Origin of the sequence: Streptomyces sp. NPDC047974 (genome assembly GCF_040653375.1) — a bacterium.
Taxonomy (GTDB): Bacteria; Actinomycetota; Actinomycetes; order Streptomycetales; family Streptomycetaceae; genus Streptomyces.
The window spans coordinates 166359-182737 of the sequence record NZ_JBEZNU010000013.1 but is presented as its reverse complement, the minus strand read 5'-3'; the positions used below and the strand labels follow the sequence as shown (position 1 = coordinate 182737).

The following is a 16379-nucleotide window of genomic DNA, read 5'->3' as shown; positions in this document are numbered from 1 at the left end:
AGTAGGGGTCGTTCGTACGCGGGGACCCGGCGCCCGGGCGGAGTGCGCCGCCCGGGTTCCGGTGCTTCAGAGCTTGCCGCCGGGGGCCGGTGCGGGTCGATTACCTGAGAGGTCATGCCGGGCGGCCGGGGCCCGGATCCGCCAGGAGGCGGCCGGGCGGTGTCGGCGTCGGTCCGGCCCGGGGGCGGGACGACGGCCGCCCAGCCGTCGACGGCTCCGGCGCCGTAGCGGTGTCCGTGCGGGGCGTCCACGCCGGACGGGACGGCCGCCGTGTCGATCGGGGTCCGCCGGAAGGGGACGAGGGGGAACCAGCGGATCTCGGGGGCGGGGCCCGGTCCGGAGGGGGTTCCGGTCCGGAGGGGGTTTTGGTGGACCGCTCGGGGCCGGCGTGCCGGTCGGTCGAGGTCATCCGGTCGGCCTCGTACGCCCGGACGGCCGCCCGCCGTCGGATTCCCCGGCCGCCGGAGGGATCCGGCCGCCGGGCGGCCGGATCCCCCGGGGGGTCAGCGGGTCGGGTGCTCCCGGCGCGGGCGCGTCCCGGCCGCTTCGGGGGCGGTGTCCGGGGCGGCCGGCTCGGGCGCCGGTTCGGGCCGGTGCTCGGCGGCCCGGCGGTCCCGGGCGGCCTCGGCGCGCAGCAGGGCCTGGAGGACGGCGTACGGATCGGTGGGCATGGCGGTGCTCCTCGCGGACGCGGGGGTGGGTGGGGGGCTGCTGGAGGCACGGCCTGTCAGCAGCGCAGCACCACCCGCCGGCGCGAGGACGGCCGCGGGGCGGGGACGGGGGCGGGGGCGGGGCCGCGCGGCGCGCGGCGGCGGCGCGGGCCCGCAGGTCCCGCGGTCCTGGCCCTGGTCCGGCGGTGCCGGGTGCGCCCGGGCAGCCCCGCCTCGGCGCTCCCCGGCTCGTACGTCTCCCCACCGGGGTCGGGCACGGCGGGCGCCCCCGCCGGCCGGGGTTCGGCGCCGGCCCCGGCGAGCGGCCCCGCCGGACCGGACGTGCCGGGCGCGGTGAGGACCGCGACCACGGTGAGCACGAGGAGGACCCCGCGGAGCAGGGCCGGCAGCCGCCGGACGCGCGCCGCCCGCCCCGCCGGGGCGGCGGTGCGGGCGGGGGGCCTGGGGGCGGGGGTCACGGTGATCCGTACTGCCCCGCGCGGCCGGTGCGCGCTCCGGACGGGCCGGAGATCCGCCCTCCTGGGCTACGCCTCCGGGGCCGGATTCACCGCCTCGGCCGCACGGGCGGCCGCCGCGCGCTTGCGGCCGGCCATCCAGGCGTGGACGAGGACGCCGCCGAAGAGGAAGAGGACGCCCTGGTAGACGGCGGCGTAGCCGGAGCCGGCGACGAGCCAGAGGGAGAAGCCGAAGGCGGCGAGGGCGAGGACCGCGTCGCGGATCAGCCGGGGCCGGTGGACGCGGTCGCCCTGGCCGGAGAGCAGGAAGTGGATCTGGGCGGCGGCGGAGAGCAGGTAGGGGACGGTCGCGGTGAAGGTGGTGACGAGGACCAGCATCTCGAAGACGCCGCTCGGGCCGGCCGTGTAGTTGTACACGGTCAGGAGGGAGGCGAGGACGACGGTCACGATCACGCCGACGGTGGGCACCCCGCGCCGCTTCACGGTGAAGACCCGCGGGAAGAGGCCGTCGCGGGCGGCGGCGTACGGGGTCTGGGCGCTGAGCAGCGTCCAGCCGTTGAGCGCGCCGACCATGGAGACCAGGGCCATGCAGGCGACGGCGGCGCCGCCCCAGCTTCCGCCGAACATCAGGTTGACGGAGTCGGCGAAGGGCGCGCTGGAGGAGACGAGCGTGTCGTGCGGGACGGTGCCGAAGACGGAGACCATGGTGAGCAGGTACAGCGTGGCGGCGGCGAGGGTGCCGAGGACGGTGGCGCGGCCGACGTTGCGGCGCGGGTCGCGGACCTCGCCGGCGCTGACGGTGGCGGACTCGACGCCGAGGTAGCTGAAGAGCAGGATCGCCGCGGAGGCGGAGACCGCGCCGAGCGCGCTCTCGTCGCCGGCCCGGAAGGGGCCGAGGTTGGCGCTGTCGAAGAAGAAGAACCCGCCGACGGCGACGAGCAGCAGCGGCACGAACTTGAGCACGGTGGCGACGAGCTGGACGGCGCCGACGTACCGGGTCCCGGCGAGGTTGGCGAGGGCCGGAAGCCACTGGATCAGCAGGGCGGCGCCGATGGTGGCGGCCTTCGACTCGTGGAGGGGCACGAGGACGTCGAGGTAGCCGACGGCGGCGACGGCGAGGGCCGCGTTGGAGACCCAGGCGGTGATCCAGTACGACCAGGCCGCGAGGAAGCCGGCGAAGTCGCCGAAGGCCTCGCGGGCGTAGACGTACGGGCCGCCGGTCATCGGGTGGCGGTGGGCGAGCCGGCCGAAGACCAGGGCGAGGGCGAGGGCGCCGAGGGTGAGGACGCCGAAGGCGACCAGGCTGATGGTGCCGAAGGGGGCGACGGAGGCGGGCAGCAGGAAGATGCCGCCGCCGATGATGTTGCCCATGACCAGGGCCGTCGCGATCGGGAGGCCGAAGCGACGGGTGTGCTGCCGGCCGGGGTCGCCGGTCCCTTCCGTGCCGTCCGTGCCGTCCGTGGGGAGCGTCGGGGCCGAGGGGGCCGTGGGGGCCGTGCTCATGGGGTGGTGCGCCTTCCGTCGTGCGGTTCCGGACAAGCCTCCGGAACCGGACCATGGTCGGGTACGGCGAACACCCGTCCAAATCAGTGGTTTTTGTCCGGCCGGACCGGCCACTCCACCGGAAGAACTGATTCCGTTTCCGCGCCCGACGGGGAAATCTCCGGGGCGTCCGCCGGGTCGGCGGACGGGCCGAGCGGCACCTGCGGCCCGTCGTCCTCGCGCAGCCAGCGCCGCAGCACCCGGTGCACCCGCTCGGCGCCCACCAGCTCCTCCCCCTCACCGACCGGCGGCGACAGCTCCGGCGGCGACAGCAGGAAGGGGTGCGCCTGCTCGCCGCCCAGACCGCCGTGCGAGCCGATCTGCTCCTCGAAGGCGTGCACGGTGCCGGTCGCCGGGTCGTACATCGAGTTCACCATCACGTCGGCGACGTGCGGGAAGCCGTCGGTGCGCCGCACCGCGTCGGCCGCGCCCCGGCCGAAGACCGCCAGCGGCCCGTCGTCGGCCAGCTCGGCCACCGGCACCTCCACGCCGTCCCCCGCCAGCACCACCGACCCGTGCGCCTCGCTCGCCACGAGGAGGAAACCGATCCCCGGATGCTGGGCCAGGGCGCGCAGCAGCGCCGGATGACGCCGGTCGATCTCCTCCCGCGTCATCCGGTGCGGCACGTCCGGGAAGGAGACCAGGCCCAGATTGCCCGAGGCGAGGACGACCGGCTCGGACGGCCGGGCGGGCAGCTCCCGCTCCGTCTCCTCGCCCGTCTCCACCGGCCGGTGCAGGGCGCTGCGCAGCGCGTCCCGGGCGGCGTCCCGGGCCTCCGCGCCGCTGCGGGTGCGGCCGACCCGGCGCGACACCGGCAGCCCGCAGCCCGCCCGCACCAGGTCCTTCAGCGTCAGCCCGTACGCGCCCTCGAAGGTCTCCCCCGGGCTCTGCCCGTGGTCCGACAGGAGCACGATCCGGTACGGCCGCGGGGCGTGCTCGGCGACCCGGGCGATCAGCCCGACGGCGCGGTCGAGGCGGCGCAGCACCTGGTCGGTGTCGCGGCCGCGCGGCCCCGAGTGGTGCGCCACCTCGTCGTACGCGACGAGGTCCGCGTAGACGGCGGTGCGGCCGGCCAGCATGTCGCCCAGCACCGCCGCGACCACCACGTCCCGCTCGACGACGGTCGCGAAGGCGCGCACGAAGGGGTACGTGCCGCCGCGCCGGATCCGGGGCGTCTCGCGGCGCAGCCGGGCCCGGGTCGACTGGGCCACCTCGCGGACCACCTCGTTGACCAGGGAGCCGGCGGTGCGGACGGCGTTGGCCGGATCGGAGAAGTACGCGAAGTAGCCGGCGCGCGAGCGGTTGCGGCGGCCCCGGCGCGCGGCGACGGTCAGGACGAGCGCCACCTCGTCGGCGCCGCCGCTGAAGAGGTTGCCCCGGGAGGCGCCGTCCAGGCTGAGCAGGCCGCCGTCTCCGGTGCGGCGCACCGCCCGCCGCTGCAGCTCCACGGCGCTCGCCGGCCGGTTCGACACCATCAGCCGCCCGGTGTCCTTCTCGTACCAGCGGAAGGCCGGCACGTCCTCGTTGCTGCCGTGCAGGATGCCGAGCTGGCTGGCGCCCGTCTGGCTCGACCAGTCCGTCCGCCACGGGGTGAGCCGGTACCCCGCCTCCAGCCACCCCGCCACCGTCGGCATGAGCCCGTCGTCGACGGCCCGCCGCAGCACCTCGTGCCCGACGCCGTCGAGCTGCAGGAAGACCGTGCCCGGCGCGGGCACGGGGACGGACCGGGGGTCGCGCGGACGGGTCCGGCCCGTCAGGCGGTACAGCCGGCGGCGGTAGGCGTCGTCGTCCCGCACGGCGAGCGCGGTCGAGCTCGCGGACGCCACGGCGGACATCACGGCCGCGACGACGACGGCCGTCTCCGGATCCGCCGCGCCCCGGCCGTCCGGGATCAGCCACAGCGCGACGAGCAGCAGCGAGCCGTTCAGGAAGAACACCAGCAGTCCGAGCACCAGCGCGGGCACGAGGAGCAGGGCGCGGACGACGAGCGGCCAGACGAGGGCGGTCAGCAGGCCGAAGGCGCCGGCGGCCCAGGCGGCGGTGAGGGCCGTACGGGTGAGGCTGTCGCCGTCCGGCGACTGCAGCTGGAAGTCGGGCAGGAGCGCGGCGAGCACGAGCAGCGTCGCCGTCGACACCGCCCACACGCTGACCACCCTGACGGCGGCCCGCCCCGCCCCGCGCCATCGCCCGTACCCCACGCCACCCGACCTTCCACCCAAACGTCCCCCCACCCTGACATACCCACTCCGTTGCGGGCATACGTCCTGGGGGCGACGGGGTCAGGTGCCGTCGTAGCCGGCGGTGGGCATGGAGAGGCGGCGGTGGACGGCCGCCTTCGCCGCCGAGTCGTAGCCGGGCAGCGGCCCGTCCGCCGTCTCGACCCGCACCCCCCGCCGCGCGCACTCCGCGCGGAAGTCCGGCACCGAGGTCAGCGCCCGCGCGAGGACCCGCTCGTTCGCCGCGACGAAGACGTCGACCTCGCCGGACTCGACGTCGGCCCAGAGTGCGTCGTGGTCGGGGCGGACGCCGTAGCAGTGGAGCTCGCGCGCGAGGACGTACCCCCGTTCCACCGCCCAGCGGGCGCAGACCGCGTGCTGGCCGCGCGTGTCGACGAGGAAGGGGTCGGAATCGAGTTCTTCGAGCGGGGTCAGGCTGGCGATCGCCGCGACCCGGACGTCGTTCATGCGCAGACCCTACTGCCCGGCGCAGCCGCACGGGAGGGCCGCCGGGCCTCTACCCTCGGGAAGGAGAGCGCGCGGGCGAGGGAAGGGCGGCATGCCGGTGGAGGTCACCTGGTGGGGGCACGCGACCTGCACGGTCGAGGACTCCGGGATCCGGTTCCTCACCGACCCGCTGTTCGCCCGGCGCCTCGCGCATCTGCGGCGCAGGAGGGGCGCCCCGCCGCCGCCGGAGGCGACGGTCGCGGAGGCGGTGCTCGTGTCGCACCTGCACTCCGACCATCTGCACCTGCCGTCGCTCGCGCGCCTGGCGCCCGGCACCCGGATCCTGGTGCCGCGCGGCGCGCCGGAGGCCGTGCCGGGGCTGCGGCGGCTCGCCGGGGCGGGGCTGCGGCTGACGGAGGTCGCGCCGGGCGACGAGGTGACGGTGGAGGGCGTGACCGTGCGGGCGGTGCCGGCCCGGCACGACGGACGGCGGCTGCCGTTCGGCCCGCACCGGTCCCCCGCGCTCGGGTACGTCGTCGAGGGCGAGGCGCGCACGTACTTCGCCGGGGACACCGGGCTGTTCGACACGATGGCGGAGGAGGTCGGCCCGGTGGACGTGGCGCTGCTGCCGGTCGGCGGCTGGGGTCCGTACCTGGGGCAGGGGCATCTGGACGCGGGGCGCGCCGCGCAGGCGCTCGCCGCGCTCTCCCCCGCCGCGGCGGTGCCGGTGCACTACGGCACGTACTGGCCGATCGGCCTGGACGGGGTGCGGCCGCACGAGTTCCACGCGCCGGGCGACGAGTTCGTGCGCCACGCGGCGCGCCTCGCGCCGAAGGTGGCGGTGCACCGGCTCGGCCACGGCGAGCGGGTGCGGCCGGAGGTCGCCCGGTGACGGGTGCCCTGCTGGCGGCGGCCGGCGATCTGCCGCCGGAGTCGACGCAGCAGGCGGTCGGCTATCCGTCGCTGTTCCTCCTGGTGGCGTTGGGCGCCCTGGTGCCGGTGGTGCCGACGGGGGCGATCGTCAGCTCGGCGGCCGTCGTCGCCTTCCACCAGGCGTCGCCGTTCTCGCTGCTCGTCGTCTTCCTCCTCTCCTCGGCCGCCGCCTTCCTCGGCGACCTGGCCCTCTACTGGCTGGGCCAGCGCGGGGTGCGGTCGCGGAACGGTTCGCGCTGGCTGGCCGCCCTGCGCGCCCGGGTGACCCCGGACCGCCTCGCGCAGGCCCAGGGGCGGCTCGACACCCATCAGGTGTCGGTCCTGGTCCTGTCGCGGCTGGTCCCGGCGGGCCGCATCCCGGTCATGCTGGCCTGTCTCCTGGCCCGCATGCCGCTGCGCCGCTTCGCCCGCGGTGACGCGGCGGCCTGTCTGGCGTGGGCGGCGACGTACCAGCTCATCGGCATCCTGGGCGGTTCCCTGTTCCCCGAGCCCTGGCAGGGCGTGGTCGCCGCGGTCGGCCTGACCGTGCTGATCAGCGCGGCTCCGGCGGTCTGGCGGCGGCTGCGGGGCAGTGGCCGGCGCGACGGCGAGGGGCGGGACGGCGACGGGCAGGCGCTACGGCACGAGGACGCGTGAGCCGCCGACCGGGAGGGTCCACAGGTCCTCGGCGGGGAGGCCCGCGTGCGCCCAGGCGGCGCGGACCCGGGTGAGGGGTTCCAGGACGGGTTCGGAGGAGAGCACGAAGGTGGCCCAGTGCATGGGGGCCATCCGGCGGGCGCCCAGGTCCTGGAGGGCGCGGACGGCCTCCTCCGGGTCGGTGTGGACGTCGCGGAGCCACCAGCGCGGGGCGTAGGCGCCGATGGGGAGGAGAGCGAGGTCGATGCCGGGGTGGCGGCGGCCGATCTCGGCGAACCAGTGGCCGTATCCGGTGTCCCCGGCGAAGTGGACGCGGTGTCCGGCGGGGTCGGTGAGCACCCAGCCGCCCCACAGGGAGCGGCAGGTGTCCAGGAGGGTGCGCTTGGACCAGTGGTGGGCGGGGACGAAGTCGAAGCGGACGCCGTCGAGTTCGGCCGCCTCCCACCAGTCGAGCTCGGTGACCCGGGTGAAGCCGCGGCGCACGAACCAGCGGCCGAGGCCGGCGGGGACGAGGACCGGGGTGGCGCGCGGGAGGCGCCGGAGGGTGGGGGCGTCGAGGTGGTCGAAGTGGTTGTGGCTGATGACGACGGCGTCGACCGGCGGCAGGTCCTCCCAGCGGACGCCGACCGGGGTGAGCCGGGCGGGCGTGCCGAGGATCCGCCGGGACCAGACGGGGTCGGTGAGGACGGTGAGGCCGCCGACCCGGAGGACCCAGCTGGCGTGCCCGGCCCAGGTGACGGCGACGGTGGACGGCCCGGCGGGCGGCAGCGGCCCGGGGGCGAAGGGCAGCAGCGGAGCGTCCCGCAGCCCCTCGGGGCGCGGCCGTACGGCCCCTTCGCGCGCGAGCCGCGCGAGCGCCCGCACTCCGGGCAGCGGCGCGGTCAGCCGGTCGGCGAAGCTGCGGGGCCAGTCCACCCGCAGCCTCCCGAGCGGCTGGAGCACGGAGGTGGGCAGCACGGTGGCCCCGGCCGGACGCGGGTGGCCGGCGGGCGCGGTCGGGCGGGGGTGGTCCGTGGGTGTGGCCCGGGGCGGGGTTCCGGGCGGCGCGGCCGGGGGCGGGGCCTGGGTGGCCGGGGCGGGGTGGGCCGTCCGTTCGGTCATCTGCGGGCTCCGTTCTGCGCGGTCGGATGGGCCAGGTCGTCGAGGACGGCGGTGAGGGCGGCCAGGGCCCGTACCGTCTGGGGCAGGTGTTCGGGTTCGCGGGTGGCGAGGGTCTCGGCGCGTTCGGGCGGGGTGGCGCCGAGCAGCGGCGCGGTGGCGAGGCGGACGCGCAGGGCGCCGAGTTCGTCGCCGAAGCGGTGGCCGCCGGGGGTGGGGGCGCCGAGGCGGGCGGTGAGGTACTGCTCCAGTTCCAGGGAGTCGGTGACGCCCCGGGCGGCGAGGCCGGCGCGGAGCGGTCCGAGGTCGGCGTAGAGGTGGCGGCCGGCCCGCGGGGGCCGGGCGAGGGCGCCGGCGGCGAGGACGGCACGGTGTGCGGCGGCGGCGAGCCGGCCGTGGACGGCGGCGGCGCGCAGGGCCGGTACGAAGACGTCCTCGGGTTCGTCGAGGGCGTGCGCGACGGCGGGCGCGACGGGGGCGGGGAGCACGGCGCCGAGGGCGGTGAGGACGTCGAGGGCGCGGGCGCGGGGGTCGCCGTACCGGTCGGCGCGGGCGGCGGCGGTGGGCGGGAAGCGGGCGATGGCGCAGGGCCAGGAGCCGGGGACGAGTCCGCCGCCGGCGAGGTCGGCGAGGACGGTGACGTCGTCGGGGCACATCTCGGCGGGGCTGAGCAGGACGGTGTCGCGGGGGTGGTGGAGGGTGTCGCGCCAGGTCTCGTCGCTGATGACGTGGAGGCCCTCGGCGACGGCGGCCTCGCAGCTCTCGCGGACGAGTTCGGGCGGGGGGACGGTGGCGGTCGGGTCGTCGGCGACGGAGAGCAGCAGCACCCGGGGGTCGCCGCCCTCGGCGCGGACCCGGCGGACGGTCTCCAGGAGGGCGTACGGGTCGGGGACGCCGCCGGCCTCGGCGGTGGTGGGCACGTGGTACGCGGGCCGGCCGAGGAGCCGGATCTGCGGGGTCCACCAGGCGGGGCAGGGCCGGGGCAGCAGCACGTCGCCGCCGTGCGCGGCGAGGAGGGCGAGGAGCAGGGCGGGGGCGCCGGGGGCGGCGAGGGAGTCCTCGGCGTGGCCGCGCAGGCCGCGGCGCCACCAGTAGCCGGCGGCCGCCTCGCGCAGGACGGGTCCGCCGCCGGGCGGTTCGGGGTCGGTCCGGCCGGCGGCGGCCGCGAGGAGGGCGGCGAGCCCCGGGGGGACGGGCCGGCCGCTCTCGGGCGCGGGAGGTCCGTAGCGCACCGGGCCGCGGCCTTCCGGAGCCGTCTCCCGCATGTCCCGTACCTCCTGAGCGCGCGGGGCGCCGGGCAGGGCGTCCCCGTGCCCTTTATACGGAGGTTCGTTCCGTCATGCCCGTTCAGGCGACGGTGATCGGGTGACGGACGACGGCGTCGAAGAGGTAGCCCTGGGTGTTGTGGACGGCGGTGCCGGGCTGGACGTTCCCCGCGGCGTCAGTGGTGCGGGAGAGGAGGGTCGCGGGCCCGGCGGCCGCGGGCCGCCAGGGCAGCGACCAGCGGACCCAGGCGCCGCGCCGGGGGCCGTCGTGGAGGCGTGCGGGACGCCAGGTGCCGCCGCCGTCGGTGGAGACCTCGACGGAGCGGACGGGCGCGTGCGCGGACCAGGCGCGGCCGGTGAGCCGGTGGACCCTGCCCGCCTCCAGGGTGGCGCCGAAGGGCAGCTGGAAGCCGGACTTGAGGGTCTGGCGGGTGATCGGGGCGCTGCCGCCGGCCGGGTGGGGCTCCCCGAACAAGCGGTACCAGTCGGTGGACCAGGGGCTGGCGAGCGGCCGGGTGGCGACCTCGATGTCGCCGAGCCACTTGATGGAGGCGATGCCGACCCAGTGCGGCACGACGAGCCGGACGGGGTGCCCGTGGTCGTACGGGAGCGGCTCGCCGTTCATCTCGTACGCGAGGATCACGTCGTCCAGCGCCTTGGCGACCGGCAGCGGGCGGCGGACCCGGCCGTGGTCGGTGCCGCCGGAGACGTACGGGTCGTCCAGGCCGCGCGGCAGCAGGTCGACGGCGTCGTGGGCGAGTCCGGCGCGGTGCAGCACCTCGGCGAGGCGGACGCCGCGCCAGCGGGCGGCTCCGACGGCGCCGAGCGTCCAGGCGGTGCCGGAGACGGGCTGCCCCTGCTGGGTGGCGTAGAGGCTGCGGCCGTTTCCGGCGCATTCGACGAGGGCCGTCCGGGTGACGGAGGGCAGGTCGCGGAGCTGTCCGTAGGTGAAGTGGACGGGGGCGCGGCCGTGGAGTCCGTCGCCCCAGAGGGTGAGCCGCCAGTCGGCGGCGTCGAGGACGGGGGTGGAGGTGTGGTTGCGGACGAAGAAGCGGTCGGCGGGGGTGAGGTACCCGGTGTCGCCGAAGGCGTCGAACCGCGCCTCGGCGTTGGTGCCGCGCACGGTGAAGTGCGCGTCGGGCAGCGCCTTGACGATCCCGGGCGCGGCGGAGGCGGAGGCCACGGACGCGGCGCCGGCAGGAGTGGCGGCGGCACCGAGGGCGACGGCGGCGGCCGGGGTGGCGGCGAGGGCCTTCAGGAGCGTTCGGCGGGCGGGCGCGGACGGGTGCGGCACGGGACTCCTCGGCACGGTCACGGGTCGGTCCGCCGGACGGCGGCGGGCCGATCGTAGGCGCGCGCGGGGCGCCCGGGCCGGGGCGACGGGGGTCTGTTCACGAGGCTGTCACGAGAACGGCCGAAAGGACACGGCGGCGGCCCGGTTTCCCCCACGGTCCGGGCCGCCCCGCGCGGTACGCGCCCCCGTTGCGCGTCCCCCCGGACCGAACGATATAGAAGTCGTTTCTAGAAACCAACTTCAGTCCCTCCGCTTCTCGCCGCGGCCCGACGGAGCACCATCCGAACTCCCCTCCTCCCGGCGAGCGTTCACCACTCCCCTCCCCGCCGATCGAGTCCATATGTCAAGACGGCAGTCTCACCATGCGGCGATCGGTCGTACGGTGGACCCACCACCCACACCGAGGGAGTCGGTTCCATGACGCAGCAGCCCGTCGTCTACACCCATGGCCACCACGAGTCGGTCCTCCGTTCCCACACCTGGCGCACGGCCGCCAACTCGGCCGCCTACCTGCTGGGCGAACTGCGCCCGGGGCTCGACCTGCTGGACGTCGGCTGCGGGCCCGGCACGATCACCGCCGACCTGGCCGCGCTGGTCGCCCCCGGGCGGGTGACCGCCGTGGACACCTCCGAGGAGGTCCTGGCGAAGGCGCGCGCCACGGCCGCCGAACGAGGCCTGGAGAACGTGGAGTTCGCGGTGGCGGACGTCCTGGCCCTGGACTTCCCCGACGACTCCTTCGACGTCGTCCACGCCCACCAGGTGCTCCAGCACGTGGGCGACCCGGTGGGGGCGCTGCGCGAGATGCGCCGCGTCTGCCGGCCCGGCGGGATCGTCGCGGCCCGCGACAGCGACTACGGCGCCTTCGCCTGGTATCCCGAACGGCCCGTCCTGGACGGCTGGCTGGAGCTCTACCACCGGGTGGCGCGCGCCAACGGCGGCGAACCGGACGCCGGACGGCGGCTGTTCGCCTGGGCCCGGAGCGCCGGGCTCGCCGACGTCACCGTCACGACGACGGCCTGGACCTTCGCCACCCCCGAGGAGCGGGCCTGGTGGAGCGGCCTGTGGGCGGACCGCACCACCGCCTCCTCCTACGCGGACCTGGCGGTCGGGGGCGGTCACGCCACCCGGGCCGAGCTGGCGGAGATCGCCGCGGCCTGGCGGGAGTGGGGCGCCCGGGAGGACGCCTCCTTCATGGTGCCGCACGGCGAGATCCTCTGCCGCGTCTCCTGAGACGGGTGCCCGGGGCCGCGGGCGGCAGCCGTTTATTGGCGCGCGTCCGCGCCCGCCCCCGACCTAGGGTGGAGGGTCGTCCGCCGTCGGGGCGGGCGCGGGAGCACCACGGGAGTACGAGAGATGGGCACGCCACACACCTACCGGGTCATCGTGCGGGGCACCTTCGACGGGCTGACGCCGGAGGGCCGGGAGCGGCTGCTCGCCGGGGTGGAGGAGCACGGCCTGGCCTCGATGCGGTTCACCGAGGAGGGCTCGCTGACCTACGACCGGGCGCTGAAGCACTTCTCGTACCGGCTGGTCGTCGTGTCGGACGCCGAGGACGGCGACGAGATGGCCGGGGCGCTCGCCGAGGAGCGGGTGGAGGCCGCGCTGGCCGCGCTCGGCCACGGCCACCAGGGGCTGAAGTCCACGGTGACCGACCTCGACACGATGAAGATCAACCGCAAGGGTCGGTGATCGCCCAGCGCTCGTGGTCCCGCCAGGCGCCGTCGATGAACAGCATGGCGGGCGAGAAGCCCTCCAGGCGGAAGCCGGCCCGGCGGACCAGGGCGCGCGAAGGGGCGTTGCCCGGCTGGATGTTGGCCTCCAGGCGGTGCAGTCCCATCGGTCCGAAGGCATGGGCCAGGAGGAGGCCGAGGGCCTCCCCCATCAGGCCGCGCCCGGCGGCGTGGGCGAAGGCGCCGTAGCCGAGGGCGCCGCTGCGGAAGGCGCCGCGGACGATGTTGTTGACGGTGAGGAAGCCGGCGATGCGGCCCGCCTCGCCGTGCTCGCAGACGAGGAAGCCGGCCCGGGCGGGCTCCGCGATCAGGGCGCCCGCGTAGGCGGCGTAGTGCTCGGCCGTCCGGGGCGGGAACAGCCACGGCCGGTGGAGCTCGACGCTCTCCTCGGCGCGGGCGGTGAACTCCTCGGCGTCGTCGAGGGTGAACGGCCGCAGACCCACGCGGGGTCCGGCCGTGAGGAACCGGTCGGGTCCATCGGGCATGCGCCCAGGCTAGCCCGGGCCCGCGGACCGGCCTCCGGAGCCCCGTGCCCGCCCGGCCCCGCACCCGCCCGGCCCCGCACCGGCCCGACCCCGTGCCCGCTCACCCCGTGCCCGCTCAGCGGCGGGCCACCGTCACGCGGACCGGGCAGGGCTCGCCCTTGCGGAGCACGCCGATGACGACCGTGGTGCGGTGGTCGAGGCCCGTCCCCGCGGAGGGGTACTGGGTGCAGACCCGCCAGCGCGGGGGCCACAGGACCCGTCGGTCCCGGCCGCTCGCGTCGTGGACGTCGAGCCGGATGCGGTGGTCCAGACGGGTGAAGACCCGCCACAGGCCGCCGTCCCGGAAGTCCGGCATCGGCGGCCACGCGCCGGCCGCCGCCCGCCGGGCCCGCCGCGTGTCGGCGTCCCCCGCCGCCCCGGCCGCCACGGCGGCGAGGGCGAGGGCCGCGCCCGCCCCGATCAGGGCGCCGCGCTTCACCCGCTCCTCCTCGGGCCCCTCCGGGCCGCGTACCAGCCGCAGGCCGCGCCGAGCAGTGCCGTCGCGAGGAGCGCGAGGTAGAGCGGCATCGTCACCTCGGGGATGAGCAGCCGGATCTTGACGTCGCCGGTGTTCTCGAAGATGAAGACGAGCAGGAGGACCGCGACGACCGCCATCCCGATCCGTCCGGGGGTGATGGCGCCGAACCTGTCACCCCTCCGCGTGCCCGCCGTGTCCTTGGGACTCATGCCCGCCGCCTCCTCCGTCGTCCGTCACGGGCGTACCCGTGGGACCAGAATGGGGGGACCGGCACGTCGAGGGGACGGTGGACGACGCCGTCCGGGTGACTTGTCAGACAACCAGGACCGTTACGGTGGTGGGGACCGGGCGCGGGACGAAACGGCAGGAGGAGGGGCCTTGGCGGCCAGCGGGCACCGGCGGCGACCTGTGGTGGCGCTCTACGAGCGGATCGCGGACGCCGTCCACGACGGCACCTATCCGCCCGGCTCCACCCTCCCCTCCGAGCCGAAGCTCGCCGCCGAACTGGGCGTGAGCCGGCCCGCGCTGCGCGAGGCGCTGCTGCTGCTCCAGGAGGACGGCCTGCTGACCGTGCGCCGGGGCGTGGGCCGGACGGTGAACGCGCGGCCGCCGCGCCGGGGCTTCGAGCAGGTCCAGCCGCTGGAGGAGCTGATCGGCGGCGGCACGGGGCCGCGCGTGCGGGCCCTGCTGCGCACGGTGGAGGAGCCCACCGACTTCACCACCCAGCACCTGCTGGCGCCCGCCCGCGCCGAACTGCGGTTCTGGGAGTCGGTGCTCGGCGGCGAGGCCGGACCGGCCGCGCTCTGCCACGAGTGGGCGGCCGCCGACGAGGTCCTGGACCGCGTCCACCCGGCCTTCGCCACCGCCCTGCGCGGGTGCGGTTCCGCGCCGGTGTCCGAACCGGCCGTGTCGATGCTGTCGGTCCTGCTCGGCGCCTCCCGCGAGGTCGCGCTGCGCGCCCACAGCGGCATCACCGCCACCCTCCTCGGGCGGCGCCGCGGCGAGCAGCTCGGCCGCCCCGCCGACACCCCGGCCGTCCTGGTCACCCAGGTCGTCCGGGTCGGGGACACCCCGGTCCTGGCCGCCAAGCACATGCTGCCCACCGGCGCACCCGCCCTCCCGGTCCTCCAGTCCCACTGAGCCGCGCCGCGCCCCGGGCCGGCGGGCCCATCCGGGCCCGGGGCGCCCGCCTTCGGAGCCGTACCGAATCGTCCTCGCACATCCGTGCCCGCGCCGGGCGGGTCATGACGTACACTTCCCGGCCATGCACTTGTCTGACAACTCTGCCACGCCTGCCCGGGCCGCCGTCTCCGACTGGATCCGCCGCGCCCCGAAGGCCGTCCTCCACGACCACCTCGACGGCGGGCTCCGCCCGGCCACCATCGTCGAGCTGGCCAGGGAGTGCGGCTACACCGCGCTGCCGACCGAGGACCCGGCCGAGCTCGCGGTCTGGTTCCGGGACGCCGCCGACTCCGGCTCGCTGGAGCGCTACCTGGAGACCTTCGCCCACACCTGCGCGGTCATGCAGACCCGCGAGGCGCTGGTCAGGATCGCGGCCGAGTGCGCCGAGGACCTGGCGGCGGACGGGGTCGTCTACGCCGAGGTGCGGTACGCCCCCGAGCAGCACCTGGAGGCCGGCCTCACCCTCGACGAGGTCGTCGAGGCCGTCAACGACGGCTTCCGCGAGGGCGAGCGCAGGACCGGCGGCCGGATCACCGTCCGCGCCCTGCTCACCGGCATGCGGCACACCGACCGGTCCCTGGAGATCGCCGAGCTGACCGTCGCCCACCGCGACAACGGCGTCGCCGGCTTCGACATCGCCGGTGGCGAGATCGGCAACCCGCCCGCCCGCCACCTGCCCGCCTTCCAGCACCTGAAGCGGGAGAACTGCCACTTCACCATCCACGCCGGCGAGGCCGTCGGCGCGGAGTCGATCCACGAGGCCGTGCAGGTCTGCGGCACCGAGCGGATCGGCCACGGTGTGCGGATCACCGACGACATCGCCGAGGACGGCACCCTCGGCCGGCTCGCCGCCTACGTCCGCGACAACCGGATCGCCCTGGAGGTCTGCCCGACCTCCAACCTCCAGACCGGCGCGGCCAAGGACTACGGCTCGCACCCGATCGACGAGCTGCGCCGGCTCGGGTTCAGGATCACCCTGAACACCGACAACCGGCTGGTCTCCGGCACCACCATGAGCGAGGAGTTCCAGCACATGGCGGACGCCTTCGGGTACGGCCCCGAGGTCTTCGAGGAGTTCACGGTCGCCGCCCTGGAGGCCGCGTTCCTGCCGCTGCCCGAGCGCGAGCGCCTGATCGAGGAGCTCGTGCGTCCGGGGTACGCGGCGCTCTGACGGACCGGCCGCGGGAAGGGAGGGCGGCGGCCGCCGCCCTCCCCGATGGAAGAATGGCGGCCATGACAGCTGCTGAGGAGTTCAGGCCCGAGTCGGAGCGGATCACGCGCACCCTGCGCGACCAGATCATCGACGGGACCCGGGCCCCCGGCAGCCGGCTGGTCGAGCGGGAGATCGCGGCCGAGCTGGACGTGAGCCGGCTGCCGGTCCGCGACGCCCTGCGGGACCTGGTCAACGAGGGGCTCGTGACGCCCCGGCCGCGGACCTGGGCGGTGGTCCGCGAGTTCACCGCCTCGGACATCGCCGACCTCGTCGAGGTGCGCTCCGCCCTGGAGATCCTCGCCTTCCGGCTCGCCGCCCAGCGCCGCACCCGCGCGGGGCTCGCCAAGCTGCGCGCCGTGCTCGACGCCGAGCAGGCGGCGGCGGCGCGCGGTGACGGCGCGGAGGCCCGGCGCGCCGCGGCGGACTTCCACGAGACGGTCACCGAGCTCGCCGACAACGCCCTGCTCAACGAGTTGGAGGGCACCCTGCGCAGCCGGATGCGGTGGCTGCTCGGGCAGCACGACGAGTTCTCCGTCGTGGCCGAGGAGCACGAGGAGCTGTTCCGCGGGATCGAGGCGCGGGACGTCGAGCGCGTCGAGGAGCTGGCGCTGCGCCACCTGGAGACGAGCCAGAGCAAGGCGGCGGACCACCAGCGGAGGCTGGCGGCGGAGTAGCCGCCCGCCCCCGTCGGCGTC

18 protein-coding genes and 1 pseudogene are annotated in these 16379 nt (G+C 76.5%); 7 read left to right on the top strand and 12 right to left on the bottom strand.

The window, feature by feature from the left end; genetic code table 11:
* Positions 1-164: 164 nt before the first annotated feature.
* From AB0E19_RS20345 to AB0E19_RS20320, 6 genes and pseudogenes are all read right to left on the bottom strand, one after another.
* Positions 165-365: pseudogene (locus AB0E19_RS20345) on the bottom strand (alpha/beta-hydrolase family protein); the annotation flags it as partial.
* Between the two features lie 138 nt (positions 366-503).
* Positions 504-671 (bottom strand): hypothetical protein, encoded by a 168-nt coding sequence (locus tag AB0E19_RS20340; RefSeq protein WP_362181758.1) that lies wholly within the window; start codon positions 669-671, stop codon positions 504-506.
* Between the two features lie 56 nt (positions 672-727).
* Positions 728-1129: a hypothetical protein gene (locus AB0E19_RS20335; protein ID WP_362181755.1), complete on the bottom strand. Its 402-nt coding sequence runs from the start codon at positions 1127-1129 to the stop codon at positions 728-730.
* Positions 1130-1195: 66 nt separating this feature from the next.
* A complete protein-coding gene (locus AB0E19_RS20330; protein ID WP_362181752.1) occupies positions 1196-2629 on the bottom strand; it encodes an amino acid permease in 1434 nt (477 codons plus the stop codon).
* An 83-nt stretch (positions 2630-2712) separates the two neighbouring features.
* Entirely contained in the window at positions 2713-4866 is a 2154-nt protein-coding gene (locus AB0E19_RS20325; protein ID WP_362181749.1) for a phage holin family protein, read from the bottom strand.
* 81 nt (positions 4867-4947) lie between these two features.
* Positions 4948-5352: a hypothetical protein gene (locus AB0E19_RS20320; protein ID WP_360609296.1), complete on the bottom strand. Its 405-nt coding sequence runs from the start codon at positions 5350-5352 to the stop codon at positions 4948-4950.
* Positions 5353-5443: 91 nt separating this feature from the next.
* On the opposite strand from AB0E19_RS20320, the gene AB0E19_RS20315 reads away from it, so the two are divergent.
* Together AB0E19_RS20315 and AB0E19_RS20310 are read left to right on the top strand one after the other, a co-directional pair.
* Complete coding sequence (locus tag AB0E19_RS20315) at positions 5444-6223, top strand: MBL fold metallo-hydrolase (protein WP_362181745.1); 780 nt, start codon at positions 5444-5446, stop codon at positions 6221-6223.
* Positions 6220-6900 (top strand): VTT domain-containing protein, encoded by a 681-nt coding sequence (locus AB0E19_RS20310; RefSeq protein ID WP_362181742.1) that lies wholly within the window; start codon positions 6220-6222, stop codon positions 6898-6900. The genes AB0E19_RS20315 and AB0E19_RS20310 overlap by 4 nt, the downstream gene beginning before the upstream one ends.
* On the opposite strand, the gene AB0E19_RS20305 is transcribed toward AB0E19_RS20310, so the two are convergent.
* From AB0E19_RS20305 to AB0E19_RS20295, 3 genes are all read right to left on the bottom strand, one after another.
* Positions 6880-8001, bottom strand: coding sequence for an MBL fold metallo-hydrolase (locus AB0E19_RS20305; protein WP_362181739.1), 1122 nt, complete (start codon positions 7999-8001; stop codon positions 6880-6882). The two genes, AB0E19_RS20310 and AB0E19_RS20305, sit on opposite strands and share 21 nt — an antisense overlap.
* Positions 7998-9263, bottom strand: a complete 1266-nt coding sequence (locus AB0E19_RS20300; protein ID WP_362181736.1) for an aminotransferase class I/II-fold pyridoxal phosphate-dependent enzyme — start codon at positions 9261-9263, stop codon at positions 7998-8000. The genes AB0E19_RS20305 and AB0E19_RS20300 overlap by 4 nt, the downstream gene beginning before the upstream one ends.
* An 82-nt stretch (positions 9264-9345) precedes the next feature.
* Entirely contained in the window at positions 9346-10557 is a 1212-nt protein-coding gene (locus AB0E19_RS20295) for a sulfite oxidase (protein ID WP_362181733.1), read from the bottom strand.
* A gap of 417 nt (positions 10558-10974) precedes the next feature.
* Between AB0E19_RS20295 and AB0E19_RS20290 the strand changes: the two genes are divergently transcribed.
* Together AB0E19_RS20290 and AB0E19_RS20285 are read left to right on the top strand one after the other, a co-directional pair.
* Positions 10975-11787 carry a methyltransferase domain-containing protein gene (locus AB0E19_RS20290; protein ID WP_362181730.1) on the top strand — a complete coding sequence of 271 codons (813 nt, stop codon included), beginning with the start codon at positions 10975-10977 and terminating at the stop codon, positions 11785-11787.
* A gap of 123 nt (positions 11788-11910) precedes the next feature.
* Complete coding sequence (locus tag AB0E19_RS20285; RefSeq protein ID WP_362181727.1) at positions 11911-12246, top strand: DUF6204 family protein; 336 nt, start codon at positions 11911-11913, stop codon at positions 12244-12246.
* Here AB0E19_RS20285 and AB0E19_RS20280 read toward each other — a convergent pair.
* The 3 genes from AB0E19_RS20280 to AB0E19_RS20270 form a co-directional block, all read right to left on the bottom strand.
* Positions 12227-12772, bottom strand: coding sequence for a GNAT family protein (locus AB0E19_RS20280; protein WP_362181724.1), 546 nt, complete (start codon positions 12770-12772; stop codon positions 12227-12229). The two genes, AB0E19_RS20285 and AB0E19_RS20280, sit on opposite strands and share 20 nt — an antisense overlap.
* A 115-nt stretch (positions 12773-12887) precedes the next feature.
* Positions 12888-13250, bottom strand: coding sequence for a hypothetical protein (locus AB0E19_RS20275; RefSeq protein WP_362181721.1), 363 nt, complete (start codon positions 13248-13250; stop codon positions 12888-12890).
* Positions 13247-13498 (bottom strand): lipopolysaccharide assembly protein LapA domain-containing protein, encoded by a 252-nt coding sequence (locus tag AB0E19_RS20270; RefSeq protein WP_362181718.1) that lies wholly within the window; start codon positions 13496-13498, stop codon positions 13247-13249. The genes AB0E19_RS20275 and AB0E19_RS20270 overlap by 4 nt, the downstream gene beginning before the upstream one ends.
* 169 nt (positions 13499-13667) lie before the next feature.
* Between AB0E19_RS20270 and AB0E19_RS20265 the strand changes: the two genes are divergently transcribed.
* From AB0E19_RS20265 to AB0E19_RS20255, 3 genes are all read left to right on the top strand, one after another.
* On the top strand, positions 13668-14429 hold the full coding sequence (locus AB0E19_RS20265) for a GntR family transcriptional regulator (RefSeq protein WP_362181715.1): 762 nt from the start codon (positions 13668-13670) through the stop codon (positions 14427-14429).
* Positions 14430-14553: 124 nt separating this feature from the next.
* A complete protein-coding gene (locus AB0E19_RS20260; protein ID WP_362181711.1) occupies positions 14554-15642 on the top strand; it encodes an adenosine deaminase in 1089 nt (362 codons plus the stop codon).
* A 62-nt stretch (positions 15643-15704) separates the two neighbouring features.
* The gene (locus AB0E19_RS20255) at positions 15705-16358 is read left to right on the top strand and encodes a GntR family transcriptional regulator (protein ID WP_362181708.1); all 654 of its coding nucleotides are present in this window, start codon (positions 15705-15707) and stop codon (positions 16356-16358) included.
* The last annotated feature ends 21 nt before the right edge of the window (positions 16359-16379 follow it).